The sequence below is a fragment of the uncultured Nitratireductor sp. genome (genome assembly GCF_913053745.1).
Classification (GTDB): domain Bacteria; phylum Pseudomonadota; class Alphaproteobacteria; order Rhizobiales; family Rhizobiaceae; genus Nitratireductor.
In genome coordinates, this window is the sequence record NZ_CAJXGF010000102.1 from 1 (window position 1) to 16,993 (window position 16,993).

Annotated in this window: 16 protein-coding genes; 9 read left to right on the forward strand and 7 right to left on the reverse strand. The window is 61.4% G+C overall.

Annotated elements, in window-relative coordinates:
• Together ettA and QZ638_RS15925 are read left to right on the forward strand one after the other, a co-directional pair.
• On the forward strand, positions 1-1,353 hold a 1,353-nt coding region (ettA, locus tag QZ638_RS15920; RefSeq protein ID WP_295812456.1), incomplete at its 5' end, for an energy-dependent translational throttle protein EttA.
• A gap of 240 nt (positions 1,354-1,593) precedes the next feature.
• Positions 1,594-2,715: a beta-ketoacyl-ACP synthase III gene (locus QZ638_RS15925; RefSeq protein WP_295812496.1), complete on the forward strand. Its 1,122-nt coding sequence runs from the start codon at positions 1,594-1,596 to the stop codon at positions 2,713-2,715.
• A 54-nt stretch (positions 2,716-2,769) separates the two neighbouring features.
• Here QZ638_RS15925 and QZ638_RS15930 read toward each other — a convergent pair whose 3' ends face one another.
• Together QZ638_RS15930 and QZ638_RS15935 are read right to left on the reverse strand one after the other, a co-directional pair.
• The gene (locus tag QZ638_RS15930; protein WP_295812458.1) at positions 2,770-3,726 is read right to left on the reverse strand and encodes an aminotransferase class IV; all 957 of its coding nucleotides are present in this window, start codon (positions 3,724-3,726) and stop codon (positions 2,770-2,772) included.
• Between the two features lie 77 nt (positions 3,727-3,803).
• Entirely contained in the window at positions 3,804-4,136 is a 333-nt protein-coding gene (locus QZ638_RS15935; protein ID WP_295812461.1) for a DUF2293 domain-containing protein, read from the reverse strand.
• Positions 4,137-4,261: 125 nt separating this feature from the next.
• On the opposite strand from QZ638_RS15935, the gene QZ638_RS15940 reads away from it, so the two are divergent.
• Together QZ638_RS15940 and metF are read left to right on the forward strand one after the other, a co-directional pair.
• Positions 4,262-5,281, forward strand: coding sequence for a metalloregulator ArsR/SmtB family transcription factor (locus QZ638_RS15940; RefSeq protein WP_295812464.1), 1,020 nt, complete (start codon positions 4,262-4,264; stop codon positions 5,279-5,281).
• Positions 5,281-6,201 (forward strand): methylenetetrahydrofolate reductase [NAD(P)H], encoded by a 921-nt coding sequence (gene metF, locus QZ638_RS15945; protein WP_295812466.1) that lies wholly within the window; start codon positions 5,281-5,283, stop codon positions 6,199-6,201. The genes QZ638_RS15940 and metF overlap by 1 nt, the downstream gene beginning before the upstream one ends.
• 336 nt (positions 6,202-6,537) lie before the next feature.
• Here the strand turns inward: metF and QZ638_RS15950 are convergent, their stop codons facing one another.
• Positions 6,538-7,461: a DMT family transporter gene (locus tag QZ638_RS15950; RefSeq protein ID WP_295812468.1), complete on the reverse strand. Its 924-nt coding sequence runs from the start codon at positions 7,459-7,461 to the stop codon at positions 6,538-6,540.
• A gap of 187 nt (positions 7,462-7,648) precedes the next feature.
• On the opposite strand from QZ638_RS15950, the gene QZ638_RS15955 reads away from it, so the two are divergent.
• A complete protein-coding gene (locus tag QZ638_RS15955) occupies positions 7,649-8,869 on the forward strand; it encodes an alanine racemase (RefSeq protein ID WP_295812470.1) in 1,221 nt (406 codons plus the stop codon).
• A gap of 45 nt (positions 8,870-8,914) precedes the next feature.
• A complete protein-coding gene (locus QZ638_RS15960; protein WP_295812472.1) occupies positions 8,915-10,372 on the forward strand; it encodes a cation:proton antiporter in 1,458 nt (485 codons plus the stop codon).
• Here QZ638_RS15960 and QZ638_RS15965 read toward each other — a convergent pair.
• Together QZ638_RS15965 and QZ638_RS15970 are read right to left on the reverse strand one after the other, a co-directional pair.
• On the reverse strand, positions 10,369-11,547 hold the full coding sequence (locus tag QZ638_RS15965) for a lytic murein transglycosylase (RefSeq protein WP_295812475.1): 1,179 nt from the start codon (positions 11,545-11,547) through the stop codon (positions 10,369-10,371). The genes QZ638_RS15960 and QZ638_RS15965 overlap by 4 nt on opposite strands.
• A gap of 41 nt (positions 11,548-11,588) precedes the next feature.
• Entirely contained in the window at positions 11,589-12,389 is an 801-nt protein-coding gene (locus QZ638_RS15970) for a GH25 family lysozyme (protein ID WP_295812479.1), read from the reverse strand.
• Between the two features lie 129 nt (positions 12,390-12,518).
• Here QZ638_RS15970 and QZ638_RS15975 point away from each other — a divergent pair, with 129 nt between their 5' ends.
• Complete coding sequence (locus tag QZ638_RS15975; protein WP_295812482.1) at positions 12,519-13,916, forward strand: serine hydrolase; 1,398 nt, start codon at positions 12,519-12,521, stop codon at positions 13,914-13,916.
• 19 nt (positions 13,917-13,935) lie between these two features.
• Here the strand turns inward: QZ638_RS15975 and QZ638_RS15980 are convergent, their stop codons facing one another.
• Positions 13,936-14,607, reverse strand: a complete 672-nt coding sequence (locus QZ638_RS15980) for a class I SAM-dependent methyltransferase (RefSeq protein ID WP_295812484.1) — start codon at positions 14,605-14,607, stop codon at positions 13,936-13,938.
• Between the two features lies 1 nt (position 14,608).
• Positions 14,609-15,853, reverse strand: coding sequence for a DUF3419 family protein (locus QZ638_RS15985; RefSeq protein ID WP_295812487.1), 1,245 nt, complete (start codon positions 15,851-15,853; stop codon positions 14,609-14,611).
• A 187-nt stretch (positions 15,854-16,040) separates the two neighbouring features.
• On the opposite strand from QZ638_RS15985, the gene QZ638_RS15990 reads away from it, so the two are divergent.
• Complete coding sequence (locus QZ638_RS15990) at positions 16,041-16,379, forward strand: metalloregulator ArsR/SmtB family transcription factor (RefSeq protein ID WP_295812490.1); 339 nt, start codon at positions 16,041-16,043, stop codon at positions 16,377-16,379.
• Positions 16,376-16,846: an SRPBCC domain-containing protein gene (locus tag QZ638_RS15995; RefSeq protein WP_295812493.1), complete on the forward strand. Its 471-nt coding sequence runs from the start codon at positions 16,376-16,378 to the stop codon at positions 16,844-16,846. The genes QZ638_RS15990 and QZ638_RS15995 overlap by 4 nt, the downstream gene beginning before the upstream one ends.
• The last annotated feature ends 147 nt before the right edge of the window (positions 16,847-16,993 follow it).

The window sequence follows — 16,993 nt, forward strand, 5'->3', positions numbered from 1 at the left end:
ATCCTCGACCGCTACAACGAGCTGATGATGAACTATTCCGACGAGACGGCGGAGGAGGCATCCCAGCTTCAGGATCAGATCGACAGCCAGAATCTCTGGGATCTGGAGAGCCAGGTGGAAATGGCCATGGAGGCGTTGCGCTGCCCGCCCGGCGATGCCTCGATCGATCACCTCTCCGGCGGTGAGAAGCGCCGCGTGGCGCTGTGCCAGCTTCTCCTGCGTCAGCCCGACCTGCTGCTCCTCGACGAGCCGACCAACCACCTCGATGCCGAAACGACGGCCTGGCTTGAAAAGCATTTGCGCGAATATCCCGGTGCCGTGCTGATCATCACCCACGATCGTTACTTCCTCGACAATGTCACCGGCTGGATCCTCGAGCTCGACCGCGGCCGCGGCATTCCCTATGAGGGCAACTACACCGCTTATCTCGAGGCCAAGGCCAAGCGTATGAAGCAGGAAGGCCGCGAGGAAGCCGCCCGCGAGAAGGCGCTTGCGCGTGAGCGCGAGTGGATGGCTGCGAGCCCCAAAGCCCGCCAGGCCAAGTCGAAGGCCCGTATCCGCGCCTATGACGAGTTGGTGCAGTCGGCGGCCGACCGGCGTCCGGGCGATGCGCAGATCGTCATTCCGGCTGGTGAGCGGCTCGGCAATGTGGTCATCGAGGCCGAAGGGCTCGCCAAGGGCTATGGCGACCGCCTTCTGATCGACGATCTCGAGTTCAAGCTGCCGCCCGGTGGTATTGTCGGCGTGATCGGTGCAAACGGTGCCGGTAAGACGACGCTGTTTCGCATGATCACTCGTCAGGAAGAGCCCGATGCCGGCGAGATCCGCATCGGTGAAACCGTTAAGCTCGGTTATGTCGACCAGAGCCGCGACGCGCTCAATCCCGACAAAACGGTCTGGGAAGAAATTTCCGGCGGCAATGACGTCATCAAGCTTGGCACCCATGAAGTCAACAGCCGCGCCTATTGCTCGTCCTTCAATTTCAAAGGTGGCGACCAGCAGCAGAAGGTCGGCACGCTTTCGGGTGGTCAGCGCAACCGCGTCCACATGGCCAAGCTTTTGAAGGAAGGCGGCAATGTTCTGCTGCTCGACGAGCCGACCAACGATCTCGACACCGAGACGCTGGCCGCGCTCGAAGATGCGCTGGAGAATTTTGCCGGCTGCGCCGTTATCATCTCGCACGACCGCATGTTCTTGGACCGTCTCGCCACTCACATCCTCGCTTTTGAGGGCGACAGCCATGTGGAATGGTTCGAGGGCAATTTCGAGGATTACGAGCAGGACAAGATCCGCCGCCTCGGCCCCGACAGCGTCAATCCCAGACGGGTGACGTACAAGCGGCTGACGCGGTAGACAGACACGCGACTGTCTGTACAATGCACATTCGGAAGGGGCTGCGGCCCCTTCTTTTTTGACGTTAGCACTCTCTTGAAGTGTTTCGGTTAGTATCTCATCGTGAACGTCTGAGTCAGTGTTTCCTTGACACTGCCGCGTCACGGCGTAAATCCGCCTTGAAGGCAAACACAGGCACGGACCATGCTGCGCACCAGCGAGCAAGAGGCTTCAGATTTCGCGTCGCACCATTCCAACGCCATGACGCGCGTTTGCGTCGGCGGGATCGGTGTCGAAATCCCCGAAGCATCCATTTCCAATGAAGAACTGGTCGAGAGCTTCAACGCTTGGGTCGACGTGGAGAACCCGCAGCGTGCGGCCAAGGGTTTGCCGCCTTTGGCGAAATCCGACGCGGGCTTCATCGAGCATGCGTCGGGCATCAAGCGCAGGCATGTCTACGAGCGTGACGGCATTCTCGATCCCAAGCGCATGGCGCCGAACATTCCCGCCCGCGCCGATGACGAATTATCCGTCATGGCCGAGTTCGGTGTTGCTGCGGCGCGAAAGGCACTGGATCATGCCGGGGTGGAGGCGCGCGACGTCGATCTCGTTATCTGTGCCTCGGCCCATCACCAGCGTCCTTATCCGGCGCTTGCCATCGAGATTCAGAAAGCGCTCGGCACCAATGGCGCGGGCTTCGACATGGGGCTTGGTTGTTCCTCGGCGCTCGCCGGCCTGCATGTGGCCACCAACCTTGTGCGTGCGGGCGCCCATCGTCGTGTGCTTGTTGTGACACCCGAGCTGATTACCGCGCATCTGAATTTTCGCGACCGGCAGACCCATTTCATCTTCGGCGATGCGTCTGTCGCCGTGCTGATCGAAGCGCTGGGTGCGAGCGAGGAACGGCCGGGCCGTTTCGAGATCGTCGATACGCGTAGCTGGACCCAGTTTTCCAACAATATCCGCACGAATTTCGGGTTCATGAGCCGCCTGGCACAGGACGATCCGTCCTATCTCGCCATGGAAGGCAATCTCATCAAGCAGAACGGCAACAAGGTCTTCAAGGACGTGACCGTTGCCGGCCACAAATTCATCGTCGATTTCCTGGCCGAACATGGCCACACGCCGCACACCATGCGCCGCTTCTGGCTGCATCAGGCCAATGCGCGCATGAACGCGATGATCCTCAAACTCGCATTCGGCGGCGAGGTGGGGCAGGACCGCGCGCCCACCGTGCTCGACCGCCTGGGCAACACGGCGGCCGCCGGCGCTGTTATCGCGCTGGAGGAGAAGCATCGCGACATGAAGCCCGGCGAGCATGGCCTGCTTTGTGCCTTCGGCGCGGGCTATTCCATCGGCGGCGCGCTTTTGCGCATGATGTAGGCGGCAGCGCCGTGCGCTCTTCTGACAGCGCGAGGGACGCCGTAAATCGGTGCATTAGTCGGGATAGCGTATGGGTGACGACCAGACCGGATCGCCGTGCTTCTTCCAGTAGAGATCTTTCAATCGCTTGGTGATCGGGCCGGGGAGACCGTCGCCCACCGCTTTTCCATCGATGCGCGTCACCGGCATGATGCCGCCCGCCGTCGAGGTTATGAACACTTCGTCGGCGCCGGATAGTGCCGTGCGTGAAAGGGGGGCGGCTTCCGCCGGAACCCCGATTCCCTTTGCAATATCGAACACCGTGCGGCGCGTGATGCCGGGCAAAACACCACTGGCCGGCGTGGTCAGGGCTCCCGCCTGCACGGCAAAAACGTTGAAACCCGGTCCTTCGGCGACATTGCCGTCCGTGTCGAGCACGAGCGCGGTTTCCGCGCCGCGGTCATAGGCCTCGTAAAGGCCGCGCACCAGGTCGAGCCAGTGATAGTTCTTGATGGACGGGTCGATGGACACGGGCGGGATGCGGACCGTATCGCTGATCGCCAAATGCAGTCCGCGCTCCATTTGCGAGGCATTGGCGACCGAACCGTAAGGCACGGCGAATGCCATGAAGCGGTTGATGGCATCGCGGGGGTCGCGGCTGAAGGTCGGCGAAGCGCCGCGCGTGCAAAGCATCTCGACATAGGCGGCGCGATGGCCCGAAAGCGCGACACAATTGTGCAGAATCTCCGCCACAGCCGCGCGGTCGTGCGGAATCGTCATGCGCAGTTTCTCAAGCCCACCGAAAAAGCGGTTTAGATGCTCATCCAGCCTGAAAAAGCACCCGTTCCAGACATGGACCGTGTCATATGTCGCATCGGAGTGGAGAAAACCCCAGTCGAGCACCGAAATCTTGGCCTCCGCCATGGGGACATACTGCCCGTCGAGAAAGGCGACGCCGGAGGGATAGCTATGTGGATCCCGGTGATGTTCGGCAAGCTCGGGAAGCGGTTTTTCCGCGTCGATTCGGTCCATGATTTCCTCCAATCTTTTTATGGAAAGCCTATCGACTGCGGAGCGCGGCGATAGAACCAGCGATTGCGTATCGGCTGCTACACCGCGCTGCCGGGCTCCGTTTCCTCTTCCGGATCGAGCAGCCGCGTGGCGTGCCAGCGCGTCAGCACCGCATTGATGTCGTCGACGATGAAATGCCGCGCCGCGTCGCGCTCGTAGCCGTCTTCCAGCATGGCGTCGTAATCCGTGTGCTCATGGCGGATATGCGTGATCGTCGCCAGCCACACGGCGATGGCAGGCGGCAGAGTGCGCAACTTGCGGTCATTCGCCCGGTCGCGGATCGCCTCGGCATCGGCCAACGGCACCCAGGGAATCAAAAGCGTAAGCGCTTTGTCGACCGATTTGCGCCGTCCGGTGGATGCTCGCTTCATGGTGTGAAAATTCTCTTTGGTTGATGCGTCGCTAACGTTTTCACGCTGTGCAGACTGAACCGCGTCGCCTTGCCAAGCAAGGTGAAACGATATAAACATATCTTTATATGTATTGGGAGAAGCGCATGCTGATGCGTCCGGCAATTCATCTCGACCAGATGGTCGATACGTTGAAGGCGGCGGCCGAAACCAGCCGCCTGCGCATTCTCGCCCTTCTGTCGCAGGGCGATTTGACCGTGACCGATCTGACCGAGATTCTCGGCCAGTCTCAGCCGCGTGTCTCCCGGCATTTGAAATTGTTGCTCGAGGCGCAGCTTATCGTACGCTACCAGGAAGGGTCCTGGGCCTATTTCCGACTGGCGGATGCCGATGCGGCGCGCGAATTCGTTGACAGTGTCGTGGCGCGACTCAATCCTGCGGATGCGGTGATCGAGCGCGACATGGAACGGCTTGCCGCGATCAAGCGCCGGCGCGAGGAGCGGGCTGCGGAGTATTTTTCGCAGAATGCGGCAAGCTGGGATGAAATCCGCTCTCTGCATGCCCCCGACAAGGCGGTGGAAGAGGGGCTTAGAAAACTCATCGGCGACCGCCCGTTCCAATCGATGGTTGATCTGGGCACCGGCACAGGCCGCATGCTGGAACTCTTTGCGCCGCTTTATCAGCGCGGTGTCGGTATCGATCTCTCGCGTGAGATGCTGGCCGTGGCGCGTGCCAATCTCGACCGCGCAGGCATCTCCAATGCGCAGGTTAGGCTGGGCGATATTGCAGCACCGGCGGTCGAGCGCGACGCGCACGATCTGGTGACGATCCATCAGGTGCTGCACTACATCGACAAGCCCGGCATCGCCATTCGCGAGGCCGCCAGGCTGTTGCGTCCCGGCGGGCGTCTGGTGATCGTGGATTTCGCACCGCACGAGCACGAGTTTCTGCGCGAGGAACATGCCCATATGCGCCTTGGCCTGGCTGACGCCCAGGTCGTCGAATGGCTTGAGGACGCCGAGCTCGACCTTGACGACACTTTGGAATTCGCACCGCGCGGCGAGGCTGGCAGGGGGCTCACGGTCAAGCTTTGGCTTGCCCGCGACCGGCGTATGCAGATTGCCGACGGCACGATGCCGTCGTTTGCTCAAAAGGAGACGGCTTGATGCCGCAACAGCGTTTTTCCCGCCAGCCCGATGCGGCTGGCAAGCTTCGCGTATCTTTCGAGTTCTTCCCTCCGAAGACGGATGCGATGGAGGCCCGGCTCTGGGAGACGGTGCAGCGGCTGGAGCCTCTGGCTCCGTCCTTCGTCTCGGTCACGTATGGTGCCGGCGGGTCCACGCGCGAACGCACCGCGCGCACGGTTAAGCGCATCCTCGATGAAACGACCCTTACGCCGGCTGCACATATGACGTGTGTGGACGCCTCGAGCGAGGATGTCGATCAGGTGGTCGGCGAATTCGTGGAGATGGGCGTAAAGCGTTTCGTGGCACTGCGCGGCGATCCGAGCGCCGGTGTTGGCGCGGCTTACCGGCCTTATCCCGGCGGATATGCCAATGGCGCCGAACTGGTCGGTGCAATGAAGCGGCAGGGCGATTTCGACATTTCGGTGTCGGCTTATCCCGAGAAGCATCCGGAAAGCCCCGATTTCGCAACCGATATCGACATGCTCAAGCGCAAGGTCGACAATGGGGCCACGCGCGCCATCACCCAGTTCTTCTTCGACAATGATCATTACGAACGCTATGTGGAGCGGGCGCGGCGCGCCGGCATTTACATTCCCATCGTTCCTGGTGTCCTGCCGATACACAATTTCACGCAGGTCGCAAACTTTGCCGGGCGCTGCGGCGCCAGCATTCCCGGCTGGCTTGCCGAGCGGTTCGCGGGGCTTGAAGACGAGCCGCAGATTCATGCTCTGGTGGCCTCGGCGGTTGCTGCCGAACAGGTGCTCGATCTGATGGAGCGCGGCATTGACGACTTTCATTTCTATACGATGAACCGGGCCGACCTGGTCTTCGCCGTCTGCCATATGATCGGCATTCGCCCACGCGTGCGCACCGGGGTGGAACAGCCCGCGGCCGCATAAAACAAAGGGCCGGATCGTCCGGCCCTTTTTCTTATCGTATCAACAAAATCCGGATGCGCTGCCTTTCAGGTGGCCGCTCCGGTCATGGATTTACGGCAGCACGCCCATCACCAGGGCGCCGATGAACACGAATGCCGCACAAATCATCAGTGCATACACAGGCCGTGTCAGTCCCATGGCAAAGCCTCCTCTGCTTATGACCTATCGGATTCTAAAGATGAGGCGCGGTCCGGCAAGTGGATTTTATGCTGCGTTGCGGCAGGTCTGTGAAAAAATCCACCGCTGGAGCGCGCGCCTTTTTGAAATCATTGGGCAATCGGTCTGATTCACTTTGTGTTAACGGATGCGATCGATCAGACGTCCGTCGATGATGATCAGACCAATGGCGATCAGTGCCATTCCGCCCATTTCGAACGTCTCAAGCCGCTCACCCAGAAAGACGCTTCCAAGCAGGATGGCGCTCACGGGGTTGAGGAATGTGACGAGGGAGGCATTGGTCGCACCGGCGCTCGCCAGAACGCGAAAATAGATCAGATAGGCGAATGCCGTCGAGAGGGCCGCCAACCCGATTACCGCGGCCCAGACATTGCCGGAGAATGCAAACAGGTTGCTTGTGCCGTAAAGCGCCAGCACAAGCGGAACCATGATGACGCTGGAGGCGGTGAGTTGTCCTGCGGCGACGATGGTTGAGGGCACTCCGCGAAAGCGGCGGCCATAGATGAAGGCCAGCCCGTAGGAGACGGAAGCGCCGATCAGGGCAAATTTCGCCCAGATCGGGCCGCCCAGTCCTGCAAGGAGACCGGGACCGATCATGACCGCGGTGCCGGCAATGCCGAACACGATGCCGGTGACTTTTGTGGCCGAAAGCTTTTCGTCCGCCGTGAGAAGATTGGCGAGGATCGCGGTCCAGAACGGTGTTGTTGCATTGAGCACGGAAGCGAGCCCGGCACCGATTTCCGTCTGGCCCATGAAAATCAGGGAAAACGGTATGACATTGTTGAGGATGGCCAGCATGATAAAACTGCCGGCAAGCGGCAAGGCCGTACGGAAGGCGGGACCGCGAAAGACAAGGAACACTTGCAGGATGAGCGCCGCGATGACCACGCGGAACATGACCAGCATCAATGGCGGCATTTCACCCACGGCGATGCGGGCGAAGAAATAGGATCCGCCCCACACCGCTCCGAGCAAAAAAAGAAGCCCCCAGTTTTCCAGCGACATCTTTGATGCGGTTGTGCGCGCCGGCGACTGTGCTGTCATCGCGTTGTCCTGGGTGCCGAGATCGATCGTTGCCTTTTGCTTTAGCTCGGGAAGCCTGAATTGCCCACCCGAAACTTGTTTCGCCTGTTCTGTCGCCGGAAAACCCGTGGCTGGAGCGTTTACATGAACGGCAAATCCTCTACCCTTCCGGTCCGCCCTTTGCGTTCATCCGAACCCGGAGCCGCCCATGCAGCTTTTTGAGACCGCCCGCGACGCCGCCCTCAAGCTTCGTCCGGACGATCCGGTCTATTGCTTCCGGCCCGATGTTTTGAAAGCGGATGCGCGCGATTTCATGGGACGTTTTCCCGGCAAGACGGCCTATGCCGTCAAGACCAATGGCGAAAAGCTCGTTTTGAAGACGCTGGCGGAAGCGGGTGTGGATGCGTTCGATGTGGCGTCTCCCGCCGAATTCGCCGCCGTTCGCTCCGTCGCGCCCAACGCCGAGATGCTTTACATGCATCCGGTCAAGGCGCAATCGGACATCCGCCTGTCGCTCGAAGAGTATGGCATTCGCGTCATTGTGGTCGATCACGAGGACGAGGTAACGAAGCTGATCCGTGTGGTGCGCGCGCTCGACATCGATCCGGGTTCGCTCACCGTTTTCGTGCGCATCCAGACGAAAGGGCATGCCGCCTACGAGCTGTCGAAGAAATTCGGTGCCGGCCCGGCCCAGGCTGTTGAACTGCTGCGTCGTCTCGACCGGCACGGCTACAGGCTCGGTTTGTGTTTTCACGTGGGCTCGCAGATCCAGGACCCCGACACCTATGAGCGCGCGCTTGCCTCGGCTGACTGGGTCCGGGGCAGGGCCGGCGTGGAACTTGCCGCTCTCGATGTGGGCGGCGGTTTTCCCGCCGAGTACGGGCACGACCCCAACCGCAAGAAACCGGAGATGCCGAGCCTCGACGAAATCATGACGCGGCTGCGCGCCGATATCGTGGAATGGGGCTTTGACGATATGCCGCTGGTGGCGGAGCCCGGCCGCGTCATCGTCGCGCGGGCGTTCTCACTCATCGTGCGTGTTCTTCTGCGCAAGGGCCGCCGGCTTTACATCAATGACGGCATTTGGGCGTCGCTCTCCGACTCCTGGACCGGCAAGATCACGTTGCCGGCTCGTTTCATCCCAGATCCGGCGATCCGCAACCGCAATGGCGATCCCGACAAGGTGGTGCCGTTCAAGGTTTGCGGGGCGACCTGCGATTCCGTCGACATCCTGTCGCGCCCCTTCTGGCTGCCGGAAACGGTGGATACGGGCGATTGGATCGAGATCGGCCATATTGGCGCCTATTCCTTGTCGCTAAGAACCCGTTTTAACGGGTTTTATCCCGACACGTTCGTCGAGGTTAAAACGCCGTTCGATGCAGGCTCCGCGCCGGAAGGTTTCGCAAGTCTCGAAACCATGGCCGACTGATCGGATCGGACGGGCCGGGCAGGGTACGGGAAAGGAAACCGGACATTGGAAGCGGAAGCACATGCCTTTCCACTGACGGAGGTCGCCTTCGTTCTTCTGGTGGCCATTGCGCTCGGGCTTGGCCTGATGCGCCTGAAACAGCCGCCGCTGGTCGGCTTTATCCTGGCCGGCGTGGTCATGGGGCCGACCGGTTTCGGCCTTATCGGCAATTCCGAAAGCGTGACAGCGCTTGCCGAGATGGGCGTGCTGATGCTGTTGTTCTTCATCGGAATGGAATTGTCGCTGCGCGCGTTCATCATCAGCCTGAAACCCGCCGTGCTCGTGGCCGTCGGTCAATTGACCGTGGCGCTGGCCATCGGCCTTTCCATCGCGTGGATGGGCGGGACTGGAGTGGCCGAAGGCATCATCTTCGGCTTTATCATCGGCATTTCGAGCACGGTCGTTGCCATGAAAATGCTCGACGACATGGACGAATTGCGCCGCGATGCGGGCCGCATTGCCATTGCCGTTCTGATCGCGCAGGACATTGCCGTGGTGCCGATGCTCATCATCGTGTCGGCGCTGGGCGGGGCCGATACGAGCCTTGTCGCCATCGGTGCAAAGGTGGCGCTGGCTGTCGGGTTCCTCGGCTGGCTGCTTTGGTGGCTGGGGCGTCGGGGCAAGCTGCGCGTTCCTTTCGCCGCCGCCATCGCGGACAATGTCGAGATCCTGGCGCTCGGCGCCCTGGGTGTGTGCTTCGGCGCGGCGGCACTTTCCGGTTTTCTCGGCCTGTCGCCCGCCTATGGCGCGTTCGTCGCCGGCATTCTGGTGGGAAATTCCAACCTGCGCGCCCGCATAATCCCCGTCATCGAGCCGATCCAGAGCATCCTTGTCGTGATCTTCTTCCTGTCCATCGGCCTGCTGTTCGATCTGACCTATATCTGGAACAATCTCTGGATGGTGCTGGGGGCGGCGCTTGTGGTTATCGCCGCCAAGACGCTGCTCAACGTCTTCCTGCTGCGCGCCACCGGGCACGACCGCAACACGGCGCTGATCGGCGGCCTTTCCATGGCGCAGATCGGCGAGTTTTCCTTCGTTCTGGCGGCCGCCGGCCTGTCAGCCGGGGCGCTGGCGCAGGACAGCTACCGCCTCGCCATCGCTGTCACAGCCATTTCATTGCTCTTCTCTCCGGCCTGGATGTCGGTCATGCGCCGCATCGAGGATGTGGCATCGAAGAGCTTTTCTTCCTATCGCGAAGCGCTTTCGGAAGCCTATGCCGATGAGATCGAGAATGTGGGCGAGGGGTTGTGGTGGATGCGAGCCCGCTATCGCGCCGGCCGCATGACATTGCGAAAATGGCGCGCCCGCCGGGCATTGGAGACGGCCGCAAAGACGGCCCGGAAGAAAGAGGAAAAGGCGGAAAAGAAAGCTGCCGAGGAGGCCGTTGCAGCCGAAACGGCAGAAGAAAAACCCCGGCAACCCGATGAAAATCAGGCCGCCGGGGCACCCAGGACAAAAGCCTAAAGGTTGGAAAACAACGTCGGTGTCGGCCAGCCATCTGCCGGCAGGCCAAGGCGCAACTGTTCCTGACGCACCGCCTCGCGGGTGCCGGCGCCCAGAATGCCGTCGATCTTGCCCACGTCATGCCCGCGCGCGGCGAGCTTTGTCTGCAACTGCTTCATCGTTTCGGGCGCCAGGCCCTCTTCGGGCGACCGCACGTCGAAACGTGGCGCACCGGCAAGGCGTGCGGCCAGATGCGCCGCCGTCAGCGTGTAGATGAGCGACTGGTTCCATTCCAGGTAGATGTCGTAATTGTCGTAGACGAGGAAAGCCGGCCCCTTGTGGCCCATAGGCATGACGACAGCAGTCGGCATGCCATCGGCGGGCAGCGGGCTGCCGTCGCGGCGGGTCACGCCCATTGCCGCCCATTCCGAGCGCGGCAGCTTGGTTACCCGACCGGTCTTCTCCCATGCCATCTGGTCGGGCACGCGCACCTCTTCCATCCAGGGCTGGCCGGGCTTCCAGCCAAGCGATTGCAGGTTCTTGGCCGCTGTCAGGATGGCGTCGGGCGAACTGCCCTTGAGATCCACTTTCCCGTCGCCGTCCCCATCCACGCCTTTCGTGTAATAGTCGGAGGGCAGCATTTGCATCTGGCCGATTTCGCCGGCCCAGGCGCCTGTCACACTGGCCGAAACCCAACCCTGATCGATCAGGTGCAGGAGTGCGATAAGCTGCGGACGAAAGATTTCCGGTCGGCGGCAGTCATGCGCCAGTGTGGCGAGCGCGTCGAGCGTCGAGAAGTCGCCCTGCACCGCGCCGAAATCCGTCTCCAGCGCCCAGAAGGAGGCGATCACCGGGCCGGGCACGCCGAACTCGTTCTCCGCTCGGGCAAACGTGTCCGCGTATTCTTCAAGATTGGCTGCGCCGTTTGTCAGCCGGTAGTCGTTGATCATGCGGCCGGCGAACTCGGCGAATGTCTGGTTGAACACGCCCTGCGCCCGGTCCCGCTGCAAAACCTTCTGGTCGATGCCGGCATCGTTCAGCGCCGCGAGCCCGCCTTCGCCGATACCGTCTGACGCCGCCTCCTGGCGTACGTTCTCCCGCCAGGCGTTGAAGTCACCGCCGCATTGCTGTGCCAGGGCGCTGCCGGTAAAGCCGAGGGCGAACAGCGCCCCGAACGCGATGGTTTTGCTGCGCATGTCTACTCTCCTTGAAACGCGGACTGAACGCGTTGGACCGATCAGCCGGTATTGGCTTTGAGCCAGTTCCGCCAGGCTCCGGCGTTGCCGTTGAAAACGTTGATGTCGGCCTTGCCTTCAATGCCCGGTATCACGCCGGTGCCGGTGTATTGCCAGAAGACCCAAGGTTGGTTCGAATATTTGTCATCAGGATGACCGGCCACCGAGCGTAACCAGAACGGATAGCCCTTGAAGCTGCTCAGATCATTGTCGTCGAAGAAATCGATCGACGTGTAGATGATGGGCCGCTTGCCGTAATGTCGCTCAATGGCGTCGAGGAAGATGCGCATCTCTGCGCGTACTTTCTTCGCTGGCGGGCGGATGGTGCAGGTGGGAGAGAAGGGGTTCCATTCCATATCGAGCACGGGCGGCAGCGCCGACGCATCGCGCGGCACGTTGCGGATGAACCAGCGTGCCTGCTCGATGGCCGGTCGGCAGAAATAGAAGAAATGGTAGGCTCCGCGAGGGACGCCCGCGGCTTTGGCCTGGCGCCAGTTGCGGGCGAAATAGTCGTCCACGCGATCGCCACCCTCCGTGGCCTTGATGAAAGCGAAGGAAATATTGCTGCGGGCGACCTTGTTCCAATCGATCTCCTGCTGATATTTGGCCACATCCGTGCCGTGGATCGCATAGTGCCAGGGCGCGCCTCCTTCCCATTCGTGCGGATCTGTGTCGGCGAAACGCAGGCCGCCGCCGCGCGAGGCAGAGATTTGTGACGTCGGCGCAACATCTGAGAAGTCGTAGTCGACTGTGGAGCAGCCGACGAGCAAAGCGGATAGACTGGCGATCATCAATCGACGCATGATGAGCGAAGGCTCCTCGGAGTGCGAATCAGCGGATAACGGTGTCGCTGACAGGAATAGGCGAACTTCTCGGCTCCGTCACCACGCGATGGCGGGCAACCGGTCGGAATGAGGGAATTTGGTGGCGGGATGCGATTGGTTCTCAGGCTCTTCAAATGGTTCCTCGGTCTCGTGGCCGTCCTTCTGGTCGGCGGTGCTCTCTGGCTCTATTTCTACCCGCCCGCGCTGATCCGTGTCGGCTCCAATTACGCCGCCAAGATCATCTGCTCGAATGTGTTCATAGCCGGGCGCGATCCGCAGACTGTCCTGGAGCGCGACGTGCAGGCACCGGGTCATCCATTGTTGAAGCTCATGCGCGTGCGGGTTGAACCGTCCGATGCCACTGTGCACACAGGCCTCTTCGGCGTTTTTGGCGGTGGTCTGGCCGTCTATCGTGGTGCGGCCGGCTGTGCCGCAGTGCCCGGCGGCGACGTAAATGCATCGTTGGGCACGCATTTCGAAAAACCGAAATCCGCGGCTCGGGGTGCGGGCTTATGGCCCGACGGTCCGCGTATCGATGTCGAGGATCATCCGCTGGTGGCCGAGCTTCTCAATGACAGAGAATTGACCGGTCCTGGCATGCGCGCCGTGATCGTCGTGCAGGATGGTCGCATCATCGGCGAACGTTTCGGGGCGGAAATCGCCCATCATACCCAGCCGCTTATCGGCTGGTCCATGACCAAAACCGTCACCGCTGCGCTTGTCGGCACGCGCGTGCTGGCCGGAAGGCTTTCGGTGGAAGACGACAATCTCTTCCCCGAGTGGGCGGACGACGAGCGCGCGAAGATCACCGTGGCCGACCTGCTTGCCATGGAAAGCGGTCTCGCCTTCAATGAGAATTATGGCGATGTGAGCGACGTCACCCGCATGCTCTATCTGGAGGCCGACATGCCCGCTTTCGCGGCAAACCGGCAACTTGAAGGACCGGTGGGGGAAGTCTTTAATTACTCGAGCGGCACCAGCGTTCTCCTCTCTCGCGTCTGGCAGAACAGTTTCGAGGCGCCACAGGATGCACTCGCCTGGCCTTATGAGGCCCTGTTCGGCCCGCTGGGCATGGATAGCGCCGTCTTTGAGACGGATCCACACGGCACCTATGTCGGATCCTCGAATCTCTATGCCTCGGCGCGCGACTGGGCGAAGTTCGGTCAGCTTCTCCTGCAGGGAGGCATCTGGAGGGGCGAGCGTATTCTGCCTGAAGACTGGGTGCGCTGGATGCGCACGCCAACCAGGGCGTCGAACGGCGAGTATGGACGGCAGACCTGGTTGCACGGCCCCCGCGCCAACACGCCTCACGGCGTGCCGGAAGACGAGGGGTTCAATTTGCCACCCGATGCCTTCTGGCTGCTCGGCCATGACGGTCAGACCATCACCATCATTCCGTCGCTGCGCATGGTTGTGGTGCGCATGGGGCTTACCCCGTCGCGCCTCGGCTACAAGCCACAGGCCTTGATAGAAGCTTTGGCGCAATTACCGGGTGAGATGGAGTAGGAAGGCGCCTTTAATTACGTTATTTCGCTGGAGAAGCGCAGGGAAGTTCCACAATCGCCTGTACCGCGTAACCGCGAAAAGACGAATCGAAACGCAGGGTTGCGCCCCGTTTCTCGCATTCCGATTCCAGTGCCTCGCGCAGCGAGCCGCGCGGCGTCACATGGAAGGCCGCAAGCCAGCGTCGCAGTCCTGAGCGGAACCAATCGGGCAGTTTTTCCTGCTGGCCGAAATCCACGATGTGAAGCGAGCCGCCCGGTGCGACGCAATCGAGGCCGGCTGCAATGGTTTCCCGCCATGGCGGGATCATCGACAGCGAATAGGAAATGAAAACCCGGTCGAAACGGTCTTGCCCAAACAGCGTAGCGGCGTCGAAAGCGGAGGCGTCACCCTGCGCCAGAAGCGCGTTGATCCGTTCACGCTCCATGCGCGCTCGCGCGGTCGATAGCATTTCCCGCGAAATGTCGAGGCCGAAGAGGCAAGCATGCGGGTAGCGGTCTGAAACCAATGCCAGATTGCGCCCCGTTCCGCAGCCGAGTTCCAGCACCGAGCCGCCCTCCGGCACGTTCAGCCCGCCGATGAGTCCGTCACGCCCCAGCAGATAATATTTGCGCGTCAGATCGTAGATGTGGCGCTGGCGGCGGTAGACGCCGTCCATCAGGCCGGCATGGCCGGCGGTCTGCGGCATGGCCATTTCAGGCCGCTTTCACATAGAGGTGGAACCCGCCATAGATTGCAGAGCGATCATTGGCCGAGAGTTCGCGCGAGCGGATTTTTTCATAGCGCCACTGGTTCAGAACATGGCTGTTCACGCGGCCCGGCAGAAGGCTGGGCGCAGCGGCCGTGCGGAAGATCACGCGGGCGCCCGGTGCCGCCGTGCGGGTGATCTCGTTCCACAGCGCGTTGAGCTGGTCGTCGTTCATCCAGTCCTGCGCATCGAGCAGTACATAGCGATCCACGCTCTGCGCCGGCTTGTTGCCGAGCACATCCATGAGGTTCGCGTGATGGACGCTTACATTGGTTGCCGCCGCACGGATCGTCTCGAAGTTTCTGCGTTCCAGATAGGCGGGCAGGGTGGCTTCATTCTGTGTGGGATAGTGCCGCGCGAAGGCTTGCCATGCGAAATAGTTTTCCTTGAGCGGGAAATGGCAGGCAAGCTTTTCAAGTCGGCTTGAAAGCACGTCCGCCATCGTGCCGTTGCCGGCGGTGATGAGCGAATCATATTGCGCCGGTGGAATGCCGAGGCCGAAGAGCGATGCCTTGCGCGAGGTCGCCCAGCGCACAAGCCTGCGGTTGAACAAGGGGCGCAACTGCTCATCGAAGAAGATGCGCTGTTCGCGCAGCGTGCGCGATTTCATGATGTCGGCCGGGTTCACGCCATAGAAACGAGCGACCGCATGGCTCGTCGCGATGAAAAAGCCGAGCAGGCCTTTGCGATAGAAATTGCCGTTGAACGCCTCGATGCGGGCGCGTCCAAGGGGTGCGCGCTTCTCCCAGTAGCGACGCGATTGGGTGTCGAGCTTCGGGGCGATGAAGCGCCGGTAGGCCTCGGCGTTGCTTCTATTGCCGGAGATGCCGAAGAAGCGCAGCAGATCGGCATGTGAAGGCAGCGCGCTGAAAGCCGTGAGCTTGAGCCGGTTGAGCGCCACGTGCGCCGTGTTGAGATCGACCGCGTCTATCCTCGCCGGCTGCCGTGTGAGATAGGCCAGGATGTTGCAGCCGCCTGACGCGATGGTGACGATGCGATGGGTCTCGTCGAGCTCCATCGCCGCCATGTCCACGTCCGGGTCCTCCCAGATTTGCGGATAGACGAGACCGGAGAAGAGCAGCGCGAAAAGCCGCTCGGACAGGCCCGCCTTGGACAGAGCCCGGTTTTGATAGACGGCCCGGCCGATCGCGCGTTTGCCCGACAGGGCGATGTCTGCGGAAAGGTCAGTCATGGCGCGCCTCCCATCAAATGACATGGTGACCGGGCTACCGCGGCCCGGTTACGGCGCGATGACAATGGTGCGACAGGGCTGTGACAGGCGGCCGGGCAAAGTTCTCCGGTTGCAGGAAAATGCGCCGGCCTCTTGAATTTAAGAATCTTGTTATATAATAATCTAATTATATAAAGGATTCGAGCCTATGCAGACACTCGACGCAGCATTTTCGGCGCTTGCCGACCCGACCCGCAGGGCCATTCTTTCGCGCCTGACGCTTGGGGAGGCGACGGTTCTCGAACTGGCCGAGCCTTTCGACATGTCGCAGCCGGCGGTCTCGCGGCACCTGAAGGTGCTCGAAACAGCCGGGCTGATCACGCGGCGTGTGGAAGGCGCGAAACGCCCCTGCAGGTTGGCGCCATCGGCAATCGGCGAGATCGACCGGTGGCTGGACATGCTGCGGCAGGCACTCGAGCAGAATTACAACCGGCTGGACGGGGTTCTGGCCCAGATGGAACAGGAAGAAGAAGGAAACGTGAAATGAGCCAGCTTAACCTCAAGACCGAAGGCGACACCCATGTGGTGGTGACGCGCCGCTTTGCGGCATCGCCGGAGAGCGTGTACCGGGCACATACCGAGACAGCGCTCCTGCAGAAATGGATGACCGGCCCAGATGGGTGGAGCATGCCGGTTTGCATCAACGAGACGAGGCCCGGCGGAAAGATCCGCTACGAATGGTCCGACGGCAATGGCGGCGGGGTTCACCTGACCGGCGAGTATGTCGCTCTGGAGCCTTTCAGCCGCATCGTTCATGTGGAACGGATGCACCTGCCGGATCCGACGCCCGACAATCACATCGAGACACGGTTCGAGAAGGATGGGGCGGGGACGCTGATGACCCTGCGCATGACGCTGCCCGACGCCGCGACGCGGGCCGCAATGCTCGCCACCGGCATGGAGCACGGCATGGAAGCGAGCTATGTGAGGATGGAAGAGTTGCTCAAGGCTTAGAGCATCTTGCAGTCAGGTGGAAACACCTGACATTCGCATAAATGCGGAAAAACAAACAGATGGGGCGGTTCAGCGTTTCTGTGAAACGATGAATCGCTCTAGCGTCGCAGAGGCAGCGGTGCGATTGCCGCTGCAACATGGATTGGA

What these genes read in the sequence shown, in the direction of transcription:
- QZ638_RS15970 (WP_295812479.1), bottom strand. Translation starts at nt 12,389, where the DNA reads ATGCGTCGATTGATGATCGCCAGTCTATCCGCTTTGCTCGTCGGCTGC.
- QZ638_RS15965 (WP_295812475.1), bottom strand. Translation starts at nt 11,547, where the DNA reads ATGCGCAGCAAAACCATCGCGTTCGGGGCGCTGTTCGCCCTCGGCTTT.
- QZ638_RS15940 (WP_295812464.1), top strand. Translation starts at nt 4,262, where the DNA reads ATGCTGATGCGTCCGGCAATTCATCTCGACCAGATGGTCGATACGTTG.
- QZ638_RS15955 (WP_295812470.1), top strand. Translation starts at nt 7,649, where the DNA reads ATGCAGCTTTTTGAGACCGCCCGCGACGCCGCCCTCAAGCTTCGTCCG.
- QZ638_RS15935 (WP_295812461.1), bottom strand. Translation starts at nt 4,136, where the DNA reads ATGAAGCGAGCATCCACCGGACGGCGCAAATCGGTCGACAAAGCGCTT.
- QZ638_RS15990 (WP_295812490.1), top strand. Translation starts at nt 16,041, where the DNA reads ATGCAGACACTCGACGCAGCATTTTCGGCGCTTGCCGACCCGACCCGC.
- metF (WP_295812466.1), top strand. Translation starts at nt 5,281, where the DNA reads ATGCCGCAACAGCGTTTTTCCCGCCAGCCCGATGCGGCTGGCAAGCTT.
- QZ638_RS15985 (WP_295812487.1), bottom strand. Translation starts at nt 15,853, where the DNA reads ATGACTGACCTTTCCGCAGACATCGCCCTGTCGGGCAAACGCGCGATC.
- QZ638_RS15925 (WP_295812496.1), top strand. Translation starts at nt 1,594, where the DNA reads ATGACGCGCGTTTGCGTCGGCGGGATCGGTGTCGAAATCCCCGAAGCA.
- QZ638_RS15975 (WP_295812482.1), top strand. Translation starts at nt 12,519, where the DNA reads ATGCGATTGGTTCTCAGGCTCTTCAAATGGTTCCTCGGTCTCGTGGCC.
- QZ638_RS15950 (WP_295812468.1), bottom strand. Translation starts at nt 7,461, where the DNA reads ATGACAGCACAGTCGCCGGCGCGCACAACCGCATCAAAGATGTCGCTG.
- QZ638_RS15980 (WP_295812484.1), bottom strand. Translation starts at nt 14,607, where the DNA reads ATGGCCATGCCGCAGACCGCCGGCCATGCCGGCCTGATGGACGGCGTC.
- QZ638_RS15930 (WP_295812458.1), bottom strand. Translation starts at nt 3,726, where the DNA reads ATGGACCGAATCGACGCGGAAAAACCGCTTCCCGAGCTTGCCGAACAT.
- QZ638_RS15995 (WP_295812493.1), top strand. Translation starts at nt 16,376, where the DNA reads ATGAGCCAGCTTAACCTCAAGACCGAAGGCGACACCCATGTGGTGGTG.